The organism is Sphingosinicella sp. YJ22, assembly GCF_011320075.1.
Lineage (GTDB): Bacteria > Pseudomonadota > Alphaproteobacteria > Sphingomonadales > Sphingomonadaceae > Allosphingosinicella.
On record NZ_JAANPA010000008.1, the window covers coordinates 31,766 to 52,064 of the forward strand.

A 20,299-nucleotide genomic window follows, 5' to 3' on the forward strand; every position below is an offset into this window, starting at 1 on the left:
CTCTCCCTCGGTTGTTTCGGATCAACCTAGAGCAACAACCGACGGGGCGAAATGTCGTTGCGACAGACTAGGCCGGGCGGCCGGCGATCAGCTCGCGGACGAAGTCGTGGAGGAAGACTCGGCGGGTCGCCTTCAGCCGCTCGGCCTTGAGGATGTTGTGGACGAGCTCGCGGCATTTTTCCGCGTTGTTGTTGATGAGGACGTAATCGTACTCGGCCCAGTGGCTGATCTCGGCCGTCGCCCGCGACATGCGGTTGGCGATGACCTCCTCGCTGTCGGTGCCGCGGCTCTTCAGCCGCCGCTCCAGCTCGGTCATTGACGGCGGCAGGATGAACACGCGGACGATGTCCGGGTCGACCTGCTTCAGCTGCTGGGTGCCCTGCCAGTCGATGTCGAGCAGCACGTCGCGGCCGTTCTCGATCGCCTTGATGACCTCGTTCCTGAGCGTGCCGTAGCGGTAGCCGAAGACATGCGCCCATTCGAGGAAGGCGCCGGTCTCGCGCATCCGGTCGAATTCCGCGTCGGTGACGAAGTGATAGTCGACGCCCTCGACCTCGCCCGGCCGCTTGGGACGAGTCGTCGCGGACACCGACATGGCGATGCCGTCGTCGGCTTCGAGGATCATTCGGGCGATGGTGGACTTGCCCGCGCCGCTCGGGCTGGACAGGACGAACAGCAGGCCGCGGCGCTGGAAGGCGGATGCGATTTCCATGAGGGCTAGTGGCTGAAGCGCGTGGCGGAGGTCAAGGAGGGACGATGCGATACGTCGCTTTGTTGCGTGCTGTGAACGTTGGCGGCTGCAAGCTGCCGATGGCGGAGCTGCGCGAAGTCTGCGCCGAGCTCGGATGGGAAAATGTCGCGACCTACATCCAGAGCGGCAACGTGGTGTTCGAGGCGGCGGACAAGCCGGCGTCGCTGGAGGCGGCGCTCGAAAAAGCCGTAGCGAAACGATTCGGCTTCGAGCGGCCGGTCATCATCCGCAGCGCCAACCAGTGGGCAGCCTATGCCAAGGGCTCGCCCTTTCCCGAGGCGGCGCGGGACGAGCCCAACCGGCTGATGCTTGGCTTGTCCAAATCGCCGCCCAAGGCAGACGCGTCCAAGCTGCTTGAGGCGAAGGCGGTTGCGGGTGAGCGGGTGAAACTGGAGGGCGACGCCTTGTGGATCCACTATCCGGCGGGGGCCGGCACTTCGAAGCTGACTCCCGCCCTGTTCGACAAGGCGGCGGGCTCGCCGGTAACCCAGCGCAACTGGCGCACCGTGCTCAAGCTTCAGGAAATGCTGCAGGCCTGACCTAGGCCCCGCCGACTCCCTCGATCAGCCGGCCGGTGCCGAGACAGGTCGGGCAGGTGCCGCCGTCGACCTGGCCCGAGCCGTTGCAGTCGGGGCAGACATTCTCGCCGGTGCCCGGAGCGCCCGGAGGCGCCATGTCTCCGGGAGCGATCTCGTCCTTGGTCATGTTCGGCCTCCTGCCTTTCCCGCAGGAGAAGCGCGGGGGACCCCACGCGGTTCCCTGACTCAGCGGCCGATCATCAGCTCCGGCTTGACCACTCGGTCGAACGTCGCCTCGTCGACGAGGTCGAGCTCGAGGCCGGCCTCCTTCAGAGTCAGCCCCTTCTTGTGGGCGTATTTGGCGATGTTGGCGGCGTTGTCATAGCCGATCTCGGGCGCGAGAGCGGTGACCAGCATCAGCGAGCGGCCGACCAGCTCGGCGATCTGGCGCTCATTGGCCTCCATCCCCTCGACGCAGCGCTCGGCGAAGCTGATCATGCCGGTCGCGAGCAGGTGGATCGAGCGGAGCACGTTCGCGCCGATCAGCGGCATGAACACGTTCAGCTCGAAATGGCCCTGCATGCCGCCGACGGTCACCGCCTGGTGATTGCCGATGACCTGCGCCGCGACCATCGTCAGCGATTCGGCCTGGGTCGGGTTGACCTTGCCCGGCATGATCGAGCTTCCCGGCTCGTTCGCCGGCAGCGACAGCTCGCCGAGGCCCGAGCGCGGGCCCGAGCCGAGGAAGCGGATGTCGTTGGCGATCTTGTTGAGCGCCACCGCGAGCGTGTTGAGCGCTCCGGAGAAGAAGACGAGGCCGTCCTTGGCGGCGAGCTGCTCGAACTTGTTCGGAGCGTTCTCGAACTTCGTCCCGGCGATGTCGCTGATCGCCGCGGTCATGTCCTCGGCCCAGCCCTTGGGCGCGTTGAGCCCGGTGCCGACCGCGGTGCCGCCGATGGCGAGCTTGCGGATGTCGCCGTCGAGCGCGACCTGGATGCGGGCGCGGCAGCTGACCAGCTGGGCGACGTAGCCGGAGAATTCCTGGCCGAGTGTCAGAGGGGTCGCGTCCTGGGTATGGGTGCGACCGATCTTGACGATGTGATCCCACGCCTTGGCCTTTTCGGCGAGGGCGTTGGTCAGCTTGTCGAGCGCCGGCAGGAGCACGCTCTCGGTCGCGAGCACCGTCGCGACGTGGAGCGCGGTCGGAAAGCTGTCGTTCGACGACTGGCTCATGTTGACATGGTCGTTGGGGTGGACCGGCGACTTGCCGCCGCGCGTGCCCGCGAGCCTCTCGTTGGCGTAGCCGGCGATCACCTCGTTGACGTTCATGTTGGTCTGGGTGCCCGAGCCCGTCTGCCAGATGACGAGCGGGAACTGGTCGTCGAGCTGGCCCGAGGTGATCGCCTCCGCGGCATCCTCGATCGCGGCGACGATCTTCCCGTCGAGCCCGTGCTTGCCGTTCACCCGCGCCGCAGCCTGCTTCACGATCGCCTGGGCGTGGACGATTCCGATCGGCATCCGCTCGGTCGCTCCGAACGGGAAATTCTCGATCGAGCGCTGGGTCTGCGCGCCCCAATAGGCGTCGGCAGGGACGTCGATGGCGCCGATCGAATCGGTTTCGCTGCGGGTGTGGGTCTGGGTGCTCATCTGCATGGTTCCCCCCTATGAAATTGCGTCGCCTCGGCGCAAGTCAGGGTCTCGGGGCGCACGCGACTGGGTTACGAATTCCCGACGCTGCCGGGATCGCCACGAAGCTATTTCTTTCGGCTGAAATCCACCGACACGACGTTGCTGCCGTCCTCGACCGGCTCCGCGGCCGGCCGGTCGTTCTCCGCGGCGCCGTGCGCCTCCTCCTCGTCCTCGTCGTCTTCCGACGCCTGGAACTGGAGCTGGAACTTGACCTCGGGGTCGAAGAAGACGGTGATCGCCGAGAAGGGGATGTGGAGCTTGGCCGGCATCTGGTTGAAGCTGAGGCCGACCTCGAAGCGGTCCTCCTGCACCTTGAGGTCCCAGAAGCGATTCTGGATGACGATGGTCATCTCGTCCGGGAAGCGATCCGACAGGTGCTTGGGGATGTCGACGCCCGCCGCGCCGGTCTTGAACGTGATGTAGAAATGGTGGCCGCCGGGCAGGCCGCCATTCTTCTCGACCTCGCCGAGGACTCGGCCGACGACGGCGCGCAGTGCCTCCTGGACGATCTCGTCATAGGGAATCAGGCTGTCGGGCGTCTCTTCGGTCATCGCCGCCGACGGTAGCGCCGCCGGTGGGAGGGTCAACCCGGTTGGAACCGCAGATTTTGCCAATCAGGGTTAGGATCGAGATAGGTTGTCACCGAAGCGCAAGCTGGGGTCTACGCGTCCCCGGCTCTGGCAGATGCCAACCTTCGCTGGCATGAAGGTGCCAGTTGTGGAGCCTACCGATGCCGATCGACCCGACCCTGCCCTATGACGACACCAACATCTTCGCGCGCATCCTGCGCGGCGAGATGCCCTGCTCGAAAGTCTATGAGGACGAGCATGCGCTCGCCTTCAATGACATCTTCCCGCAGGCGCCGACCCATGTCCTGGTGATCCCCAAGGGGCGCTACGTATCGTGGGACGACTTCTCGGAGCGGGCGAGCGCCGAAGAGATCGCCGGCTTCGTCCGAGCGGTCGCGAAGGTGGCGCGCGACAAGGGCCTGGTCGCCGACGGCTATCGCCTGCTTGCCAATGTCGGCCAGCATAGCGGCCAGGAAGTGGCGCACCTCCACGTCCACATCTTCGCGGGCGGCCCATTGGGCCCGATGCTGTCCAGGTGACGCCGCGGACAGCGCGTTTTCCATATTGCGCCTCCGTCACAAGCCACTAGGCTCCCCGCCCACGAAGCGGCGGGCGTGCAATGCCGCGGACTTAAGGGGACGACGATGATTTTTGGGCGGGTAAAGCCTCTCGACGCCATCTTGGCGACGGCGGAAAAGAAATCGCTGAAGCGCTCGCTGGGTGCGATTCAGCTGACACTGTTCGGTGTCGGCTGCATCATCGGCACCGGAATCTTCGTGCTGACATCGGTCGGCGCGCAGAAGGCCGGCCCTGGCCTCACCATCGCCTTCATCGTCGCCGGCGCGGTCTGCGTCGTCGCGGCGCTCTGCTATGCCGAGATCGCCTCGATGGTCCCCGTCGCCGGCTCGGCCTACACCTATAGTTACGCGGTCCAGGGCGAGTTCCTCGCCTGGACCGTCGGCTGGGCCCTCCTGCTCGAATATGCGGTGGGCGCGTCCGCCGTCTCGGTCGGCTGGTCCAACTACTTTACCGACACGGTCATGGCCCGAAGTTGGGGAATAGAATTGCCCGCGGCCCTCAAGGCCGGGCCGCTGATCCTGGGCGGCCAGCCAGGGGGCTTCATCAATCTTCCGGCGGCGATCATCGCCCTTCTGATGACGTCGTTGCTGGTGGTCGGAACGTCGGAGAGCGCCAAGTTCAATGCGGTGCTGGTCGCGATCAAGGTCACCGCGCTCACCGCCTTCGTGATCCTGACCCTGCCGGTCATGGAGAGCGAGAATTTCACCCCGTTCGCTCCGGGCGGCCTGTTCGGCGGGTTCGGCTCGGGCGTCGGTATCGTCGGCGCAGCCGCCACGATGTTCTTCGCCTATGTCGGCTTCGACGCGGTGTCGACCGCCGCCGAGGAGACCAAGAACCCGCAGCGCAACGTGCCGATCGGCCTGATCGGCTCGCTGGCCATCTGCACCATCTTCTACATCCTGGTCGCGGCCGGCGCGATCGGCGCGATGGGCGGCCAGCCGGTCATGGGCCCCGACGGCACGCCTCTCGGCACCGGCACCCCCGAACTGGCGCGGATGTGTGCGACCCCGCAATATGCCGAGGCGCTGGTCTGCTCCCGCGAGCCGCTCGCCCACGTGCTCCACACGATCGGATTCGGAACGATCGGCAACCTGATCGGCTATGCGGCCTTTATTGCGCTTCCGTCGGTCATCCTGATCCTGCTGTTCGGCCAGACCCGCATCTTCTTCGTGATGTCGCGCGACGGCCTGTTGCCGGAGGCGCTGTCGCGGGTGCATCCGCGCTGGAAGACCCCGCACGTCGTGACTCTGATCACCGGCGTGATCGTCGCCGCCGCTGCCGCCTTCTTCCCGGTCGGGCAGCTCGCCGACATTGCCAATGCGGGCACGCTCTACGCCTTCCTGATGGTGGCGATTGCGGTGTGGATGCTGCGCAAGCGCGATCCGGGCCGGGCGCGATCCTTCCGGGTGCCTGCGCTGTGGCTGGTGGCGCCGTTGACGGTTCTCGGTTGCCTGTTCCTGTTCTTCAACCTGCCGGTTGAAGCGATGCTGGTGCTTCCGATCTGGACGGCGATCGGAATGGTGATCTACTTCGCCTACTCCTATCGCAAGAGCCATCTCGGCCGCGGCCTCGTCGAGGTGCACGAGCCGGAGATCCACGACATCCAGCCGCCGATCCCGGGCGTCGACGAGGATCGTGCGCACGATCCCAACGCCAACCAGCCGCTCTGATCGGCTGAGGCTGAATGAAGAAGCGGGCGGTCCCACCAGGTGGGGCCGCCCGTTTCGCAACTGGGAGAGGTGAAGCGGCGTTCAGAGCGGGTGAGGAGACAAGAATTGGCCACTCAACCGCCGCCCGAGACGCCCGCACCGGCTCAACCGGGTCAGCCGACCCAGCCGCCGCCCGAGATCGTCCCCCCGGCGCCCGACATCGACCAGCCCGATCCCGGGCCGGCACAGACGCCCGGGACGGCGCCCGGTCAGCCGATAGACTGACAACAAAAAGGCCCCCGCTCACCCGAGCGGAGGCCTTTAGCTTCTGGCGAAATTGGCGTTTACCCCAGCTTCTGCTTGACCAGCGCCTTGAGGTCCGCCTCGGGGCGGGCGCCGTAGTGGGAGATGACCTCGGCCGCGGCGATGGCGCCGATGCGCAGGCACTCTTCGAGGCCGCGGCCCTGGACGTGGCCGTAGAGGAAGCCGGAGGCGAACAGGTCGCCGGCGCCGGTCGTGTCGACGACCCGGTCGACCGGCTCGGGCTTGATCTCGACCCGCTCGCCGCCTTGGACGGCGACGGCGCCCTTCTCGCCGCGGGTGACGACGACCAGGGGAACGTCGCGGGCGAGCGATTCGATGGCCGCCTCGGCGTCGGTCCCTTCCAAGATCGCGGCTTCTTCGTCGTTGGCGAACAGCATGTCGATCAGGCCCTCATTGATGAGGGTGCGGAAGTCGCCGCGGTGCATGTGCACGCAGAAGTCGGCGCAGGTCGCCAGCGCGACCTTGCGGCCGGCCTTGCGGGCGATGTCGATCGCGCGGCGCATCGCGGCGCGCGGCTCGGGCGGATCCCACAGATAGCCTTCGAGCAGGAGGATCGAGGCGCTGGCCACCAGTTCGTCGTCAATCGCGTCGGCGGGCAGGTAATGGGACGCGCCGAGAAGGGTGTTCATGGTGCGCTGGCCGTCCGGCGAGACGAGGATCAGGCAGCGGCCGGTCGGCTCGCCTTCGCGCGCGGGCGTGTCGAACTGGACTCCGGCGGCGGTGAGGTCGTGGCGATAGATGGCGCCGAGCTGGTCGTCGGCGACCTGGCCGACGAACGCGGTGCGCGCGCCCAGAGTCGCGAGGCCGGCCAGGGTGTTGGCGGCGGCGCCGCCGCTGATCTCGCGGCCCGGTCCCATCTTTTCGTAGAGCTCGACCGCACGGGTCGCGTCGATCAGCCGCATCGAGCCGGCGGGCAGGCCCTCGCGCTCGAGGAAGGCGGCGTCGGTGTCGGCGATGACGTCGACGATGGCGTTGCCGATCGCAAGGACGTCGAGGCTGGCTGCGGTCAAGACTTGTGGCTCCTGCTGGAAAGCGCCGCGCCTAGCGGGGGTTAGGGCGCGGGGCAACCGTTCGCCGACTCTCGGGAACGGGGCTGGCTTGCATGGTTGCCTGGCCACCCCCATAGCTCGGCGCGATGAAATGGTTCCTGGCCTGCGTCGCGGCGGGGGCGGCGAGCGCCTGCGGCTTCGCTCCCCTCAATCTGTGGCCGCTGACCTTGGTCGGCGTCGCGTTCCTCTTGTGGGCGCTCGAGAGCGCTCCGAGCCTGCGCAGCGCCCTGCTTCGTGGCTGGGGCTTCGGGCTCGGCCAATTCGTGCTCGGATTGAACTGGATCGCGACCGCCTTCACCTACCAGTCGAACATGCCGGCCTGGCTCGGCTGGATCGCGGTGGTCCTGCTCTCGCTCTATCTGGCGGTCTATCCCGCGGCGGCCGCCGGCCTGGCGTGGCGCTGGGCGGGTGGGGACCGGCTGCGGATGGTTCTGATCTTCGCAGCGGCATGGATCGTGACGGAATATCTGCGCGCGGTGATGTTCACCGGCTTCCCGTGGAATCCGCTCGGCGTCTCGCTGCTGCTCACTCCGGCCTCCCTGTTCGCAGCCCTGTTCGGCACCTACGGCCTCAGCGGCCTCGCGGCGCTGATCGCCGGCGGTCTCTATCTGCTCGCGCGGCGCGGCTGGAAGGACGGCGGCGGACTGGCTGTTGCGGTGGCGGCACTGGTCGGCATCGCCTGGCTTGCAACGCCGGCGCCGAGCGGTGAACCCGGACCCGCCGTTCGCATCGTTCAGCCGAACGTCAGCCAGGACCAGAAGCACGAAGAAGGCTACGGCCCGCAGCTGCTCCGATTCCGCGAGTCCGCGGTGAACACGACCGGCGAGCCGCGACTCCTGCTGTGGCCGGAGGATGGCGTTCCGTTCCTCCTCGACGAGAGACCGTCCGACGCGCGGATGATCGGCAGCTGGCTCGGCGAGGACGACCTGCTGCTCACCGGCGGGTTTAAGATCGAGCGCGACTCCGCCGGCCGCGCGACCGGCGCCCGCAACAGCGCCTGGGTGATCGATCCCGCGGGCCGCTTGCTTGGCCGCTACGACAAGGCGCATCTCGTGCCCTATGGCGAATATCTGCCGATGCGCGCCCTGCTTGAGCCGATCGGCCTGTCGCGCCTCGTGCCGGGAACGCTCGACACCTGGGAAGGGCCGGGCCCGCGCACGCTCGACCTGCCCCGGTTCGGCCGGGTCGGGCTGCAGATCTGCTACGAGATCGTTTTCTCAGGGCAAGTGGTCGACCGCGCCAACCGCCCCGACTTCATCTTCAATCCCTCCAACGACGCCTGGTTCGGCCGCTGGGGCCCGCCCCAGCATTTCGCCCAGGCGCGGCTTCGCGCCCTTGAGGAAGGCCTGCCGGTGCTGCGTTCGACCCCGACCGGGATCTCGGGCGTGATCGATGCGCGCGGCCGAGTCCTCGCCTCGTTGCCCTGGCAGGAGCTTGGCGTCATCGACACCCGCCTGCCGCCGCCCGCGCCGCCGACCCTGTTCGCCCGCGCCGGCAACTGGATGCCCTTCGTCTTCGCACTGCTGCTGGTCATCGCGGCGGCTGGGCTCGCGGCGTTGCAGTCGCGCCCAAAGCGGGCTAGTGAGCGCCGCACATAAAGACATCCTTATATCCGCATAACCACCAATCTCAGAGCGAAAAGGCCGTTCTCGCAATGCGCAGCAACTACATCTTCACGTCCGAATCGGTGTCGGAAGGCCATCCGGACAAGGTTGCCGACCAGATTTCCGACGCGATCGTCGACCTGTTCATCGGCAAGGACCCGGAGGCGCGAGTCGCCTGCGAGACGCTGGTGACCACGCAGCGCATCGTCGTCGGCGGCGAGATCCGCTGCAAGGGCGTCTATGACGAGACCGAATTCGCCGACACCCATGGCTGGGCCCCCGGAGTGCGCGACGAGATCGAGCAGGTCGTCCGCCACACCGTCGAGAAGATCGGCTACGAGCAGGACGGCTTCCACTGGCAGACCGCCAGCTTCGAGAACCATCTTCACGGCCAGTCCGCGCACATCGCTCAGGGCGTCGACGAGAGCGGCAACAAGGACGAAGGCGCCGGCGACCAGGGCATCATGTTCGGCTACGCCACCGACGAGACCCCCGACCTGCTCCCCGCCACCCTCTATTACTCGCACCGCATCCTCGAGCGGATGGCGGCCGATCGCCATTCGAACAAGGTCGACTTCCTCGAGCCGGACGCCAAGAGCCAGGTGACGCTTCGCTACGAGAATGGCGAGCCGGTCGCCGCGACAGCTCTGGTCGTCTCGACCCAGCACGCGCCGGGCTATTGCGACGACGGCCGCGAAGGCTCGAATCCCGAGAAGTATGCCGAGCTTCGCGACTATGTCGTCGGCGTGTTCAACGACGTGCTTCCGAAGGGCTTCATCACCGACGAGACCAAGATCTACGTCAACCCGACCGGCCGCTTCGAGATCGGCGGCCCGGACGGCGACGCCGGCCTCACCGGCCGCAAGATCATCGTCGACACCTATGGCGGCGCGGCCCCGCACGGCGGCGGCGCCTTCTCGGGCAAGGACCCGACGAAGGTCGACCGCTCGGCCGCTTACGTGGCGCGCTACCTCGCCAAGAACGTCGTCGCGGCGGGCCTCGCCAAGCGCTGCACCATCCAGCTCTCCTACGCGATCGGCATCGCCGAGCCGCTCTCGCTCTATGTCGACCTCCACGGCACCGAGAAGAACGGCGTCAGCGCCGAGAAGCTCGAGCAGGTGCTCCCGACTCTGGTGCGCCTGACCCCGAAGGGCATCCGTACCCATCTCGGCCTCAACAAGCCGATCTATTCGCCGACCGCGGCCTACGGCCATTTCGGCCGCAAGGCGGAAGGCGACCTGTTCAGCTGGGAAAAGACCGACCTGGTCGATCAGTTGAAGGCGGCGCTTTAAGACAGGACGGCCCGCCCGGACGGCCGGGCGGGCGCTCTTGCCGACGACTCCATTTGCGAGTCCCCGCCGGGCGGCCTAAATCCCGGCCATGCTCGACGCCCGAAGCGCCCCTGCGGCTCCGCCCGCGGCGACCCGCCGCGAAGACTATCGCCCGCCGGCCTGGGCCGTCCCCGAGATCGCGCTGGAATTCGAGCTCGGCGCCGAGCGCACGATCGTGCGCAGCCGACTCACCGTCGAGCGTAACGGCGATGCGCCGCTGACTCTCAACACCGAGGCGGGCAAGATTCTCAGCGTCAAGGTCGACGGCGCGCCGGTCGACGCCCAGCCCGCCGACGACAAGCTCGTCATCCCGCTCACCGGCGCCGCCCATGTCGTCGAGACCGAGACTGAGATCTCGCCCGCCGCCAACACCCAGCTCATGGGCCTCTACGCATCGGGCGGCCTGCTCTGCACCCAGTGCGAGGCCGAGGGCTTCCGGCGGATCACGCCGTTCCCCGACCGCCCCGACGTGCTCAGCCGCTACCGGGTCAGGATGATCGCCGACAAGGCGACCTACCCCATCCTCCTTTCCAACGGCGATCCGGTCGGCAGCGGCGACCTGGACGGCGGCCGCCACTGGGCCGAGTGGCACGATCCCTTCCCCAAGCCCTGCTATCTGTTCGCGCTCGTGGCCGGCGACCTCAAGGCGCGCAAGGACCAGTTCGTCACCCGCTCGGGCCGCGCCGTCGACCTCGGCATCTGGGTGCGCGAGGAAGATCTGCCGCGCACCGAGCACGCCATGAACGCATTGAAGCAGTCGATGAAGTGGGACGAGGACACCTACGGCCGCGAGTACGACCTCGACGTGTTCAACATCGTCGCGGTCGCCGATTTCAATTTCGGCGCGATGGAGAACAAGGGCCTCAACATCTTCAACTCGCGCTACGTGCTGGCCGATCCCGACATCGCCACCGACGCCGATTATGACGCGGTCGCCGGAGTCGTCGCTCACGAATATTTCCACAATTGGTCGGGCAACCGGGTCACCTGCCGGGACTGGTTCCAGCTGTCGCTGAAGGAAGGCTTCACCGTCTTCCGCGACCAGCAATTCTCCGCCGACATGGGCAGCGCCGCGGTCAAGCGCATCGAGGACGTCCGCGCCCTTCGCGCCGCCCAGTTTCCCGAGGATGGCGGCCCCCTCGCCCACCCGGTGCGCCCCGATTCCTACATTGAGATCAGCAACTTCTACACCGCGACCGTCTACAACAAGGGCGCCGAGCTGATCCGCATGATGCGCACCATCCTCGGCCCCGAGCAGTTCCGCGCCGGCAGCGATCTCTATTTCGATCGCCACGACGGCGAGGCGGTGACCTGCGAGGATTTCGTCCGGGCGATGGAGGAGGCGAGCGGAGTCGACCTGTCGCGCTTCCGCCTCTGGTACGGCCAGGCCGGCACGCCCAGGGTCCGCGCCGAGCTCACCCATGAGCCGGGCGACGGCCGCGCCCATCTCGTGCTCGAGCAGGAAGTGCCGGCGACCCCCGGCCAGCCGACCAAGAAGCCCATGCCGATCCCAATCGGCCTTGCCCTCTTCGGCGAGCGCAGCGGCGAGAAGCATGAGGACCGCCTGGTCATGCTCGAGGAGGCCCGAACCGAGCTGGTGTTCGACGGACTCGGCGAGCGGCCGATTCTATCGATCAATCGCGGCTTCTCCGCGCCGATCATCGTCGAATCGAACCGTAGCGCCGCCGACCTCGCTTTCCTGTCGGCGCGCGACGATGACCCCTTCGCCCGCTACGAGGCGATGCAGCAGCTGATGCTCGACACTCTGATCGCGTCGATCAACGGCGGTGGCGACCACTTGGCCGTCGTCGAGGCGGTCGAGCAGACCCTTCGCGACCCGGCGCTCGATCCGGCCTTCGTCGGCGAGGCGGTGCTTCTGCCAAGCGAGGCGTTCATCGGCGACAATCTCCCGGTGGTCGATCCCGAGGCCGTCCACGCCGCGCGCGAATCGCTGCGCCGCGCCCTGGGTGAGCAGCTCGAGGATCTGTGGCGCTCCGCCTACGGGTCGTCGACCGCGAACCGCTACGAGCTGTCGCCCGCCGCCAAGGGCCGCCGCCGCCTGCGTACGGTGTCGCTCGGCTACATCGCCGCCGCCAGCGCCGACGATGCGCCGCGGATGGCGCTTCAGCAGTTCGACGAGGCCGACAACATGACCGACCGCCAGGGCGCGCTGGGCATCCTGGTCAACAGCCATGCGCCCGAGCGCGAAACCGCGCTCGACGCCTTCTACGAGCGTTATCGCGACAACGCGCTGGTTCTCGACAAATGGTTCACTGCCCAGGCGCTGGCGACTCGCGACGACACCGTCGACTCGGTCGAGCAACTTGCCCGGCATCCCGATTTCACGCTGACCAATCCCAACCGGCTGCGCTCGCTGGTCGGCGCGTTCGCCGCCAACCAGCGCGCCTTCCACCACGAATCGGGCCGCGGCTACCGCTTCCTCGGCGAGATGATCGCGGCCGCCGACAAGCTCAATCCGCAGACCGCGGCGAAGCTGGTGCCGCCGCTCGGCCGCTGGCGCCGTTTCGGCGAGCCCCGAGCCGCCCTGATGCGCGCCGAGCTCCAGCGTATCGTCGACCAGCCCGGCACGTCGAAGGACGTGTTCGAGCAAGCGAGCAAGAGCTTGGTTTAAAGCCCTCTCCCAGCGGGGAGAGGGAGCTCTACAGCAGCCCCTCTGCGGCCAGCCGGGCGCGCAGGTCCTCGGCGCCGGTGAAGAGGTGCGCGCGCATCCCCACCGCGAGCGCGCCGTCGACGTTAATCTGGCGGTCGTCGATGAACAGGGCATCGCGCGCCGCGACGCCGAAGCGGTCGAGCGCGAGATAGTAGATCGCCGGGTCGGGCTTCATCATCTTCTCGACGCCCGATACGACGATGTCGCGGAAGCGGCTGAAGAAGGCCTGCTCACGCTGGACGAAGGGCGGCCAGAAGTCGGCAGAGAAATTGGTGATAGCGAAGAGCGGAACGCCCATCTGATCCAGGTCGGCGACTATTTCATGCACACCGAGAACCGGATCGGTGATCGTCTCGCCGAAGCGGCTGCCCCAGGCGGAGATCATCTCGGCATAGGCTGGGAACGTCTCGCTGAGCTCGGCCGCGGCCTCGTCGAACGGCCGTCCGCCGTCCAGAGTATCGTGCCAGGCGTAGAGGTTGGTGTCCTCGATGAAGCGGAGACGCTCCGAATCGTCGGCAATCTGCCGGACGAGGAAGCTTTCGGGGTCCCAACCGTAGAGGACGTTGCCGACGTCGAAGATGACGGCGGTGGGAGGAGCGACGCGATCCGTCATGCCGAACCTGCTTCAGCGCCGCGCGATGCGCACACGAAAACCCACCCTGAACCCGAGGCCAGGGTGCGCGGTCGCAGCAGACGCGGGGCTATTAGCCCTGGCGCGCCTTGAAGCGGCGGTTCGTCTTGTTGATGACGTAGGTGCGGCCCCGACGGCGGATGACGCGGTTGTCGCGGTGGCGCTCCTTGAGCGACTTCAGAGAGTTGCGGATCTTCATGGCGCGACGACCTGACCTATTCCTAAACGGAAGTGAATTGAGTTGCCTGGAAAAGCGAGGCGCCCACCTAGGCAAGTGGGCGCCCGTAGTCAACCCGCAGGCGTGGGCATCACCGGCTTGCGAACCTGGAAGCCGACCTTGGCCGGATTCTGTATCCCGGTGTTGCACACGATGATGTCGGCCAGGGTGCGATTCTGCTGGATGATCTCCAGCCCTTCCTTGGAGAAGGTGTCCTCGCAATAGACCGCCTTGGCGAGCAGCGGGTTGGTCAGCGCCTGGGTGAAGGCGTCGTTGGCGACCATCGTGACGAGCAGCTCGCCCATCATCGAATCCTCGTCATAGCCTTCGGCGAACAGGCCGACGAACCATTCGAGCCGGTCGATGTCGCCGTACAGCGCCTCGAGCTTGCCGGCGAGCGCGCTGTCCCCGGTCAGTGCCTGGAACGAGGTCTTGGGCTTGAGGCCGTAATATTTGCGATAGGCATTGTAGCTCGGCAGCCGGCAGGCGCGCGCCATGTCCATGCTGAGCCGCTTCACCTCGAGCAGGAAATCGGCGGTGTTGCCGATGCCGATCTTGCCGGCATATTGGCGGCTGGCGTCGTCGAGCAGGCGGTCGAGACCGACCTCGACCAGCAGCTTGTTGGCCCGCATCAGGTCCCTGCCGTGATGCTCCTCGATTGTGCCGTCCTCGCGGGTCACCCCGAATCGGTCCGGGATGAGGTCGTGCCAGCGGTACAGAAGCGCGAATTCGACGGCCATCCAGTTGGTCCGGTACCAGCGCTCGCGCTCGGCCATCCCCGGCACCGCCTCGATCTTGATGTCGATCGGCGCGATGTGGACGATATAGTCGCTGATCACGACGTTGAGCAGCTCGACGATCACGACGTTGCGCGCAGTCTGGAACACGCGCTCGTCGTCCCAATCGGGATGCGCCGCCTCGATGATCCCCGCGACGCGATTGTGCTCGCGGACGAACAGGGTGTTCATGATCGAATTGCCGAGCGTCGAGCTGCCATGCTCGAGCCCGACCGCGAAGGCATGGAGTTTCTGTTCGTCGTTCCACGCGCGGGTCGGGTCGGGGGGATTGTAGACCCGGTCGAAATTGGCTCTCGTGTAGAGCGTGTCATAGGCGTCGATCAGCCCGACCGTCCCGTCCGCCTTCCTCTCGAACAGAGCGGGCGGATATTCCTCGCCACCGATGACCTGGGTGCGCAGGCGCCCGCGGCGGCCTGAGTCTTCACTCTTCTCGCGCAGGATCTGGGTCTGCGCCTCGGTCATCCCGTAGATCGAGCACAGGTCGATCTCGTGGTTGCTCTCATTCTCCTGGAAATGGCGGTCCTTGGTCGGATCCTCCCACTTGGTCCTGAGGAAGCTGTCGACGAACCATTGCGCGAAGAAGGGGAACAGCAGGCTGGTGTCGTTCGCCGGCCGAAATTCCTTGCGCGCGAACAGCGCAAGCACGTCCTCCATCGCCGGCTTCTTCGGCGAGACGTCGTCCTTGGGCACCGGCAGGTGCCGGCCCGAATAGCGGCGGTCGGTGAGCCCGCGCCAGGTGACATAGTCGGCCGCCATCGACACCGGCCGCGGCCGCGGCGGCGCCGCATAGCCGTAGCGGTTGATGGTCTTCTTGCTGACCCAGCGGCGGATCGGCGTCGTATTGTTGACGATGTTGATCAGAACCGGCCGCACCGGCCGCGGAATCCAGGACAAAGGTCCGCCGTTCGCCATGACACCCTCCCAAGTCGAGTCGAACAATTGGAGCTTCTTCTACTTACCTCTTTTGGCAGCTCCGTGGGAGCGTCTATTCGCTCGCCGCGAAAATGATTGGGTTTGCTCTATGCTACCGGCCGGCGCCCAGCCCACTCGCCCTGTCGCGTCATGGCCGCGGCGCGCGCCGGCGTGCGCGCCGCGCGTGCAGCAAAAATCCGGGATGATCGTTACACCACCGATAGGGTTCACGTGACGACGAGAGGGTAAGATGAAACTCATGCTCGTGCGCGGCGCCGCGATCGGCCTGGCCGCCCTGATCGCCGGATGCGCCACCAATGGCGGCATGGTCAGCTCCGGCGTCGACGTCACCCGCTTCCATCTCGGCCACGAGCCGGCGCGCGGCACCATCTCGGTCGAGCCAATCGACGCGACCCAGGCGGGCAGCTTCGAGTTCAACCGCTTCGCCAATGCCGTCGAGCGCGAGCTCACCCGGCTCGGCTGGCAGGTCACCCGCGGCAATGTCCGTTCGGAGCAGGTTGCCCTCGTGCGGGTGAACCAGGGCGCCCGCCAAGGGGCCCGCCGCTCCGGCCTCAGCATCGGCCTCGGCGGCGGCTATCTCGGCGGCGGCTTCGGAGCAGGCGGCGGCGTGCAAGTCCCGATCGGCGGCTCGCGTCCCAACATGGTCGTGGACACCGAGCTGGCGGTAAGGCTGCAGCGCCGCTCCGACGGCAGTGCGATCTGGGAAGGCCGGGCGCAGATGGAAGCGCTCGGCAACTCGCCGCTGGCCAATGCCGCGAATGCGGTCGACCGACTCGCGCCGGCGCTCTTTCAAGGCTTCCCAGGAGAATCCGGGCGCACTATCCGCGTGCCATGAGTCTTTCCATCAGCAGCCCCTTCGACGGCGGCAACATCAAGCTGGTCACCGTCGAAGGTGACCGAATCGACCTCGAGATCGTCAAGGATCACCAGTCGGATTTCTACCAGTGGTTCTACTTCCGCGTGACCGGCGCGGCGGGCCGCGACCTCGAGCTTCGGATTCTCAACGCCGCCGGCTCGGCCTATCCGAACGGCTGGGAGGGCTACCGCGCCTGCGTGTCCTACGACCGCGACGAATGGGAGCGCACCGACACGTCCTATGACGACGGAATCCTCACCATCCGGGTGAGCCCGGCCGCCGACAGCGTCTGGATCGCCTATTTCGCGCCCTACACGATGGAGCGCCACCACGACCTCATCGCCTCGGTGATCGAGCATCCCGGAGTCGCCTACCGCTCGCTCGGCCAGACCCTCGACGGTCAGGAGATCGACTATCTGCGCATGGGCGATGGGCCTCTGCAGGTGTGGATCTACGGACGCCAGCATCCCGGCGAGACCATGGCCGAGTGGTGGATGGAAGGCGCGCTCGAGAAGCTGCTCGATCCGGCCGACCCGGTCGCCCGCCAGCTTCGCCAGCGCACGACGCTTCACATCGTCCCGAACCTGAACCCGGATGGTTCGCGGCGCGGACACCTTCGTACTAACGCGGCGGGCGTCAACCTCAACCGCGAATGGCACGCACCGAGCCTCGAGAAGAGCCCCGAGGTCGTCCACATCCTCAAGGCGATGGACGCGACCGGCGTCGATTTCGCCATGGACGTCCATGGCGACGAGGCGATCCCGCACAACTTCCTCGCCGGGTTCGAGGGCATTCCGAGCATCAAGGAGGAGCAGCTCGAGCTGTTCCACCGCTTCGGTAACGAGCTCGTCGCCCGTTCGCCCGACTTCCAGAAGAAGCATGGCTATGAGGTCGCCAAGCCGGGCCAGGCAAACATGTCGATGTCGACCGCGCAGCTCGCCGAGCGGTTCGGCGCGGTGTCGATGACCCTGGAAATGCCGTTCAAGGACAATGCCGACCTGCCCGATCCGGAATATGGCTGGTCGCCCGACCGCTGCCGACTGCTGGCGCGCGCCTGCCTCGACTCGCTCCATGGCATGCTCGACGAGCTCGCGGACTATCGCGCCTGATGCCGAAGCTCGTCCTGATCCGCCACGGCCAGTCGGCGTGGAATCTCGAGAACCGCTTCACCGGTTGGTGGGACGTCGACCTCACCGAGCAGGGCGAGCGCGAGGCCTGGGCCGCGGGCGAGCTGATGCGCGACCGCGGGCTCGACTTCGACCAGTGCTTCACCAGCTTCCAGACCCGGGCGATCAAGACCCTGCATCTGGCGCTTGAGGCGATGGGCCGGCTGTGGCTTCCGGAAGAGAAGGACTGGCGGCTCAACGAGCGCCATTATGGCGGCCTCACCGGTCTCGATAAGAACGAGATGCGCGCCCGGCATGGCGAGGAGCAGGTCCATATCTGGCGCCGAAGCTTCGACATCCCGCCGCCGCTGCCGGAAGAGGGCAATCCCTGGGACCTCGCCAAGGACGTGCGCTACAAGGGCGTTCCGATCCCGCAGACCGAGAGCCTCAAGGACACGATCGCCCGAGTCCTTCCCTATTGGGAGGAGCGCATCGCGCCGGCTTTGCGCGATGGCCAGCGGGTGCTGATCTCGGCGCACGGCAATTCGCTTCGCGCCCTCGTGAAGCACCTCTCCAACATCCCGGACGACGAGATCACCGGCCTCGAGATTCCGACCGGCCAGCCGATCGTCTACGAACTGGACGACGATCTGAACGCGCTGGAGCGCTACTACCTCAAGGATCGGTAGCGCCGTGGCCGCCGCCCGGCTCGACGTCCTCGCGATCGGCAACGCCATCGTCGACGTGATCGCCCCCGCCGACGAGGCGCTGGTCGAGGGCGCCGGCCTCGTCAAAGGCTCGATGCGCCTTCTCTGTGAGGCCGAGGCGCTCGACCTCCACGCCCGGATGACCGGCGCGCGCGAGATCAGCGGCGGCTCGGCCGCCAACACCGCCGTCGGCCTCGCTGCGCTCGGCGGCAAGGTCGGCTTCGTCGGCCAGGTCGGCAATGACCGGCTCGGTGCCCTGTTCACCCGCGAGCTTCACGATGCCGGCATCGAATATGCGACGCCGCCCGACGCGGACGGAGCCGCCACCGCCCGCTGCCTGATCCTGGTCACCGACGACGCCCAGCGATCGATGTGCACCTTCGGAGGCGCCGCTCACCTTCTCTCGCCGGAGATGATCGACGAGCAACAGGTCCGCGACTCCGCCATCCTCTATCTCGAAGGCTATTTGTGGGATTCGCCGATCGCCCGCGCGGCGATGGAACATGCGATCGCAATCGCCCATGAGGCGGGGCGCAAGGTCGCGCTGACCCCGTCCGACATCGCCTGCATCCGCCGCGAGCATGACCGCTTCGTCCGGCTCCTCGCCGACGGCAAGATCGACATGCTGTTCCTCAACGAGATCGAGCTTGCCGCGCTCGCCGACATCGACGACGTCGAAGCGGCCACCGAAAAGCTGGCGGCGCAGGTCGATCTGCTCGTCGTCACCCATGGCGCGTCGGGGGCCACCGCCGTCCACCGCGGCGAGCGCGTCTCCGCCCCCGCGCAGCCGATCGAGCGCGTCGTCGACACGACCGGCGCCGGCGACCTGTTCGCCGCCGGCTGCCTGTTCGGCCACGCCCGCGGCGAACCGCTCGCCGAGTGCCTGCGTCTCGGCGCGATCGCGGCGGCCGAGGTGATCTCCCATTTCGGTGCCCGGCCGCAGTCGGACCTCAAGGCTCTGATCGCGCGCTGACGCTTTACTTGGGCCCGCGCCGGGCCCATGCGTCCGCCGCATTTCGAAGGGTGAGAGACAAGTGAAGCGACTGGCGGTCTATTGCGGCTCATCGATGGGCACCGACCCGGCCCATGAAGACCTCGCGCGCCGGCTCGGCACGCGCATGGCCGAGCGCGGCATCGGCCTCGTCTATGGCGGCGGCCATCGCGGCCTGATGGGCGTAATCGCCGATTCGGTGCTGGCGGCCGGCGGCGAGGCGTTCGGAGTGATCCCGCAGGCGCTGGTCGATCTCGAGGTTGCCCATACCAGCCTCACCGAGCTCCACGTCGTCACCACGATGCACCAGCGAAAGGCGCTGATGACCGAGCTGACCGACGCCTTCGTGGCGATTCCCGGCGGCATCGGAACGCTCGACGAGCTGTTCGAAGCGTGGAGCTGGAACGCGCTCGGCTACCACGCCAAGCCGTTCGCGGTGCTTGCCGAGGATGGCTTCTGGGATTCGATGCTCGCGTTCCTCGACACCGCGGTCGAGGCCGGCTTCATTTCGCCGGCCCGGCGCGCCCAGCTGCTCGTGACGCGCGGGCCGGACGACGCGATCGAACAGCTGTCCGCCGCCTCCGGCGCGACCGAGCGCGGGATGGTCTGGTAGCGGCTGTTAACGGCCGTTGTTGACGATCAACGCCACTTCCGAGCCGCCCTGTGCGGGCGTCACGATCAGGTAATAGGCGCCGTCGGTACGCGGATTGACGCCGGCCAGGATCTGGTCGCCGCCGCGCGACTGCTGCTCGGCGTCGAAGCCGGCGCGGACCGCGACCTCGCGATACCAGCCGACCACCTGCTGCCAATTGTGCCCGGTGGTGAAGGTGACCACGCGCATCCGGCAATTGCCGTGATTGACGCCCGCCGCCTCGGTCACGCGTCCGCCCGGATAAGCGGGGAATTCGGGCGGCAGTCGCTCGGCCCATTCGGGGCCATACTGGATCGGAACGCCGCAGGCCCCCGCGATCGGTGCCTCGGGATTGGCTGCGGAGCCGCCCTGCCCGGAGGCGCCGACGCGGCTCGGCGGATATTGCGCGGTCAGCGGCCGTTCGGGCTGGCGCACAGCGTTGGCGTTCGACTGCTGGACCAAGGCGGGGTCGACGAGGATGTCGTCCTGCAGAGCGCTGGTCAGCGCCGGATCGGCGTCGGCCGCCGCGATCACGTTGTCGAGTTGGGCCAGATTATTGGCCTCGGTCGACCCGCCGCACCCGGCGAGCAGGAGGAGGCCGGCGGAAGCGGCGCAGAACAGCATCATATGGCCTTTACGGTCGCGCATCAGGATCAGGCTTATGCCTCATGCGACGCGCCAATGGGTGAGCGCTTG

General features: G+C 67.2%; 21 protein-coding genes. 12 read left to right on the forward strand and 9 right to left on the reverse strand.

Annotated features, from left to right (window positions below):
• Positions 1 to 67 precede the first annotated feature (67 nt).
• A complete protein-coding gene (gene gmk, locus G7B71_RS04625; protein WP_166038348.1) occupies positions 68 to 712 on the reverse strand; it encodes a guanylate kinase in 645 nt (214 codons plus the stop codon).
• Positions 713 to 756: 44 nt separating this feature from the next.
• Between gmk and G7B71_RS04630 the strand changes: the two genes are divergently transcribed.
• Positions 757 to 1,290: a DUF1697 domain-containing protein gene (locus G7B71_RS04630; RefSeq protein ID WP_166038350.1), complete on the forward strand. Its 534-nt coding sequence runs from the start codon at positions 757 to 759 to the stop codon at positions 1,288 to 1,290.
• A 1-nt stretch (position 1,291) separates the two neighbouring features.
• Here the strand turns inward: G7B71_RS04630 and G7B71_RS04635 are convergent, their stop codons facing one another.
• From G7B71_RS04635 to G7B71_RS04645, 3 genes are all read right to left on the reverse strand, one after another.
• Positions 1,292 to 1,456 (reverse strand): hypothetical protein, encoded by a 165-nt coding sequence (locus tag G7B71_RS04635; protein WP_166038352.1) that lies wholly within the window; start codon positions 1,454 to 1,456, stop codon positions 1,292 to 1,294.
• 59 nt (positions 1,457 to 1,515) lie between these two features.
• Positions 1,516 to 2,922, reverse strand: a complete 1,407-nt coding sequence (gene fumC / locus G7B71_RS04640) for a class II fumarate hydratase (protein ID WP_243406101.1) — start codon at positions 2,920 to 2,922, stop codon at positions 1,516 to 1,518.
• Between the two features lie 101 nt (positions 2,923 to 3,023).
• Positions 3,024 to 3,509, reverse strand: coding sequence for a ClpXP protease specificity-enhancing factor SspB (locus G7B71_RS04645; protein ID WP_166038354.1), 486 nt, complete (start codon positions 3,507 to 3,509; stop codon positions 3,024 to 3,026).
• 179 nt (positions 3,510 to 3,688) lie between these two features.
• Between G7B71_RS04645 and G7B71_RS04650 the strand changes: the two genes are divergently transcribed.
• The 3 genes from G7B71_RS04650 to G7B71_RS04660 all read left to right on the forward strand — a co-directional run bounded on the left by G7B71_RS04650 (position 3,689) and on the right by G7B71_RS04660 (position 6,040).
• The gene (locus G7B71_RS04650; RefSeq protein ID WP_166038356.1) at positions 3,689 to 4,066 is read left to right on the forward strand and encodes a histidine triad nucleotide-binding protein; all 378 of its coding nucleotides are present in this window, start codon (positions 3,689 to 3,691) and stop codon (positions 4,064 to 4,066) included.
• 105 nt (positions 4,067 to 4,171) lie between these two features.
• Positions 4,172 to 5,776, forward strand: a complete 1,605-nt coding sequence (locus G7B71_RS04655; protein WP_166038358.1) for an amino acid permease — start codon at positions 4,172 to 4,174, stop codon at positions 5,774 to 5,776.
• 105 nt (positions 5,777 to 5,881) lie between these two features.
• Positions 5,882 to 6,040 carry a hypothetical protein gene (locus tag G7B71_RS04660; RefSeq protein ID WP_166038360.1) on the forward strand — a complete coding sequence of 53 codons (159 nt, stop codon included), beginning with the start codon at positions 5,882 to 5,884 and terminating at the stop codon, positions 6,038 to 6,040.
• A 59-nt stretch (positions 6,041 to 6,099) separates the two neighbouring features.
• On the opposite strand, the gene G7B71_RS04665 is transcribed toward G7B71_RS04660, so the two are convergent.
• Complete coding sequence (locus G7B71_RS04665; RefSeq protein WP_243406102.1) at positions 6,100 to 7,089, reverse strand: adenosine kinase; 990 nt, start codon at positions 7,087 to 7,089, stop codon at positions 6,100 to 6,102.
• A 125-nt stretch (positions 7,090 to 7,214) separates the two neighbouring features.
• Between G7B71_RS04665 and lnt the strand changes: the two genes are divergently transcribed.
• From lnt to pepN, 3 genes are all read left to right on the forward strand, one after another.
• Entirely contained in the window at positions 7,215 to 8,726 is a 1,512-nt protein-coding gene (lnt, locus tag G7B71_RS04670) for an apolipoprotein N-acyltransferase (RefSeq protein ID WP_166038364.1), read from the forward strand.
• Between the two features lie 56 nt (positions 8,727 to 8,782).
• Positions 8,783 to 10,024, forward strand: a complete 1,242-nt coding sequence (gene metK, locus G7B71_RS04675; RefSeq protein ID WP_166038366.1) for a methionine adenosyltransferase — start codon at positions 8,783 to 8,785, stop codon at positions 10,022 to 10,024.
• 88 nt (positions 10,025 to 10,112) lie between these two features.
• Positions 10,113 to 12,695, forward strand: coding sequence for an aminopeptidase N (gene pepN, locus G7B71_RS04680; RefSeq protein WP_166038368.1), 2,583 nt, complete (start codon positions 10,113 to 10,115; stop codon positions 12,693 to 12,695).
• A gap of 28 nt (positions 12,696 to 12,723) precedes the next feature.
• Here the strand turns inward: pepN and G7B71_RS04685 are convergent, their stop codons facing one another.
• The 3 genes from G7B71_RS04685 to G7B71_RS04695 form a co-directional block, all read right to left on the reverse strand.
• On the reverse strand, positions 12,724 to 13,347 hold the full coding sequence (locus G7B71_RS04685; protein WP_166038370.1) for an HAD family phosphatase: 624 nt from the start codon (positions 13,345 to 13,347) through the stop codon (positions 12,724 to 12,726).
• Between the two features lie 91 nt (positions 13,348 to 13,438).
• Positions 13,439 to 13,564 carry a type B 50S ribosomal protein L36 gene (gene ykgO / locus G7B71_RS04690; RefSeq protein ID WP_166038372.1) on the reverse strand — a complete coding sequence of 42 codons (126 nt, stop codon included), beginning with the start codon at positions 13,562 to 13,564 and terminating at the stop codon, positions 13,439 to 13,441.
• Positions 13,565 to 13,653: 89 nt separating this feature from the next.
• Positions 13,654 to 15,291, reverse strand: coding sequence for a peroxidase family protein (locus tag G7B71_RS04695; RefSeq protein WP_166038374.1), 1,638 nt, complete (start codon positions 15,289 to 15,291; stop codon positions 13,654 to 13,656).
• A 250-nt stretch (positions 15,292 to 15,541) separates the two neighbouring features.
• Between G7B71_RS04695 and G7B71_RS04700 the strand changes: the two genes are divergently transcribed.
• The 5 genes from G7B71_RS04700 (at position 15,542) to G7B71_RS04720 (ending at position 19,585) form a co-directional block, all read left to right on the forward strand.
• Positions 15,542 to 16,147, forward strand: coding sequence for a DUF4136 domain-containing protein (locus tag G7B71_RS04700; RefSeq protein WP_166038375.1), 606 nt, complete (start codon positions 15,542 to 15,544; stop codon positions 16,145 to 16,147).
• Positions 16,144 to 17,277, forward strand: a complete 1,134-nt coding sequence (locus tag G7B71_RS04705) for a M14-type cytosolic carboxypeptidase (protein WP_166038377.1) — start codon at positions 16,144 to 16,146, stop codon at positions 17,275 to 17,277. Before G7B71_RS04700 ends, G7B71_RS04705 begins: the two co-directional genes overlap by 4 nt.
• Positions 17,277 to 17,963, forward strand: coding sequence for a 2,3-diphosphoglycerate-dependent phosphoglycerate mutase (gene gpmA / locus G7B71_RS04710; protein WP_166038379.1), 687 nt, complete (start codon positions 17,277 to 17,279; stop codon positions 17,961 to 17,963). The genes G7B71_RS04705 and gpmA overlap by 1 nt, the downstream gene beginning before the upstream one ends.
• Positions 17,964 to 17,967: 4 nt before the next feature.
• The gene (locus tag G7B71_RS04715; RefSeq protein ID WP_166038381.1) at positions 17,968 to 18,954 is read left to right on the forward strand and encodes an adenosine kinase; all 987 of its coding nucleotides are present in this window, start codon (positions 17,968 to 17,970) and stop codon (positions 18,952 to 18,954) included.
• Positions 18,955 to 19,015: 61 nt separating this feature from the next.
• The gene (locus tag G7B71_RS04720) at positions 19,016 to 19,585 is read left to right on the forward strand and encodes a TIGR00730 family Rossman fold protein (protein ID WP_166038383.1); all 570 of its coding nucleotides are present in this window, start codon (positions 19,016 to 19,018) and stop codon (positions 19,583 to 19,585) included.
• A gap of 6 nt (positions 19,586 to 19,591) precedes the next feature.
• Here G7B71_RS04720 and G7B71_RS04725 read toward each other — a convergent pair whose 3' ends face one another.
• The gene (locus G7B71_RS04725; RefSeq protein ID WP_166038385.1) at positions 19,592 to 20,251 is read right to left on the reverse strand and encodes a hypothetical protein; all 660 of its coding nucleotides are present in this window, start codon (positions 20,249 to 20,251) and stop codon (positions 19,592 to 19,594) included.
• Between the last annotated feature and the right edge of the window lie 48 nt (positions 20,252 to 20,299).

Coding starts and splice junctions, on each gene's coding strand:
- gmk (WP_166038348.1), bottom strand. CDS start 712: ATGGAAATCGCATCCGCCTTCCAGCGCCGCGGCCTGCTGTTCGTCCTG.
- G7B71_RS04630 (WP_166038350.1), top strand. CDS start 757: ATGCGATACGTCGCTTTGTTGCGTGCTGTGAACGTTGGCGGCTGCAAG.
- G7B71_RS04635 (WP_166038352.1), bottom strand. CDS start 1,456: ATGACCAAGGACGAGATCGCTCCCGGAGACATGGCGCCTCCGGGCGCT.
- fumC (WP_243406101.1), bottom strand. CDS start 2,922: ATGCAGATGAGCACCCAGACCCACACCCGCAGCGAAACCGATTCGATC.
- G7B71_RS04645 (WP_166038354.1), bottom strand. CDS start 3,509: ATGACCGAAGAGACGCCCGACAGCCTGATTCCCTATGACGAGATCGTC.
- G7B71_RS04650 (WP_166038356.1), top strand. CDS start 3,689: ATGCCGATCGACCCGACCCTGCCCTATGACGACACCAACATCTTCGCG.
- G7B71_RS04655 (WP_166038358.1), top strand. CDS start 4,172: ATGATTTTTGGGCGGGTAAAGCCTCTCGACGCCATCTTGGCGACGGCG.
- lnt (WP_166038364.1), top strand. CDS start 7,215: ATGAAATGGTTCCTGGCCTGCGTCGCGGCGGGGGCGGCGAGCGCCTGC.
- metK (WP_166038366.1), top strand. CDS start 8,783: ATGCGCAGCAACTACATCTTCACGTCCGAATCGGTGTCGGAAGGCCAT.
- pepN (WP_166038368.1), top strand. CDS start 10,113: ATGCTCGACGCCCGAAGCGCCCCTGCGGCTCCGCCCGCGGCGACCCGC.
- G7B71_RS04685 (WP_166038370.1), bottom strand. CDS start 13,347: ATGACGGATCGCGTCGCTCCTCCCACCGCCGTCATCTTCGACGTCGGC.
- ykgO (WP_166038372.1), bottom strand. CDS start 13,564: ATGAAGATCCGCAACTCTCTGAAGTCGCTCAAGGAGCGCCACCGCGAC.
- G7B71_RS04695 (WP_166038374.1), bottom strand. CDS start 15,291: ATGGCGAACGGCGGACCTTTGTCCTGGATTCCGCGGCCGGTGCGGCCG.
- G7B71_RS04700 (WP_166038375.1), top strand. CDS start 15,542: ATGAAACTCATGCTCGTGCGCGGCGCCGCGATCGGCCTGGCCGCCCTG.
- G7B71_RS04705 (WP_166038377.1), top strand. CDS start 16,144: ATGAGTCTTTCCATCAGCAGCCCCTTCGACGGCGGCAACATCAAGCTG.
- gpmA (WP_166038379.1), top strand. CDS start 17,277: ATGCCGAAGCTCGTCCTGATCCGCCACGGCCAGTCGGCGTGGAATCTC.
- G7B71_RS04725 (WP_166038385.1), bottom strand. CDS start 20,251: ATGCGCGACCGTAAAGGCCATATGATGCTGTTCTGCGCCGCTTCCGCC.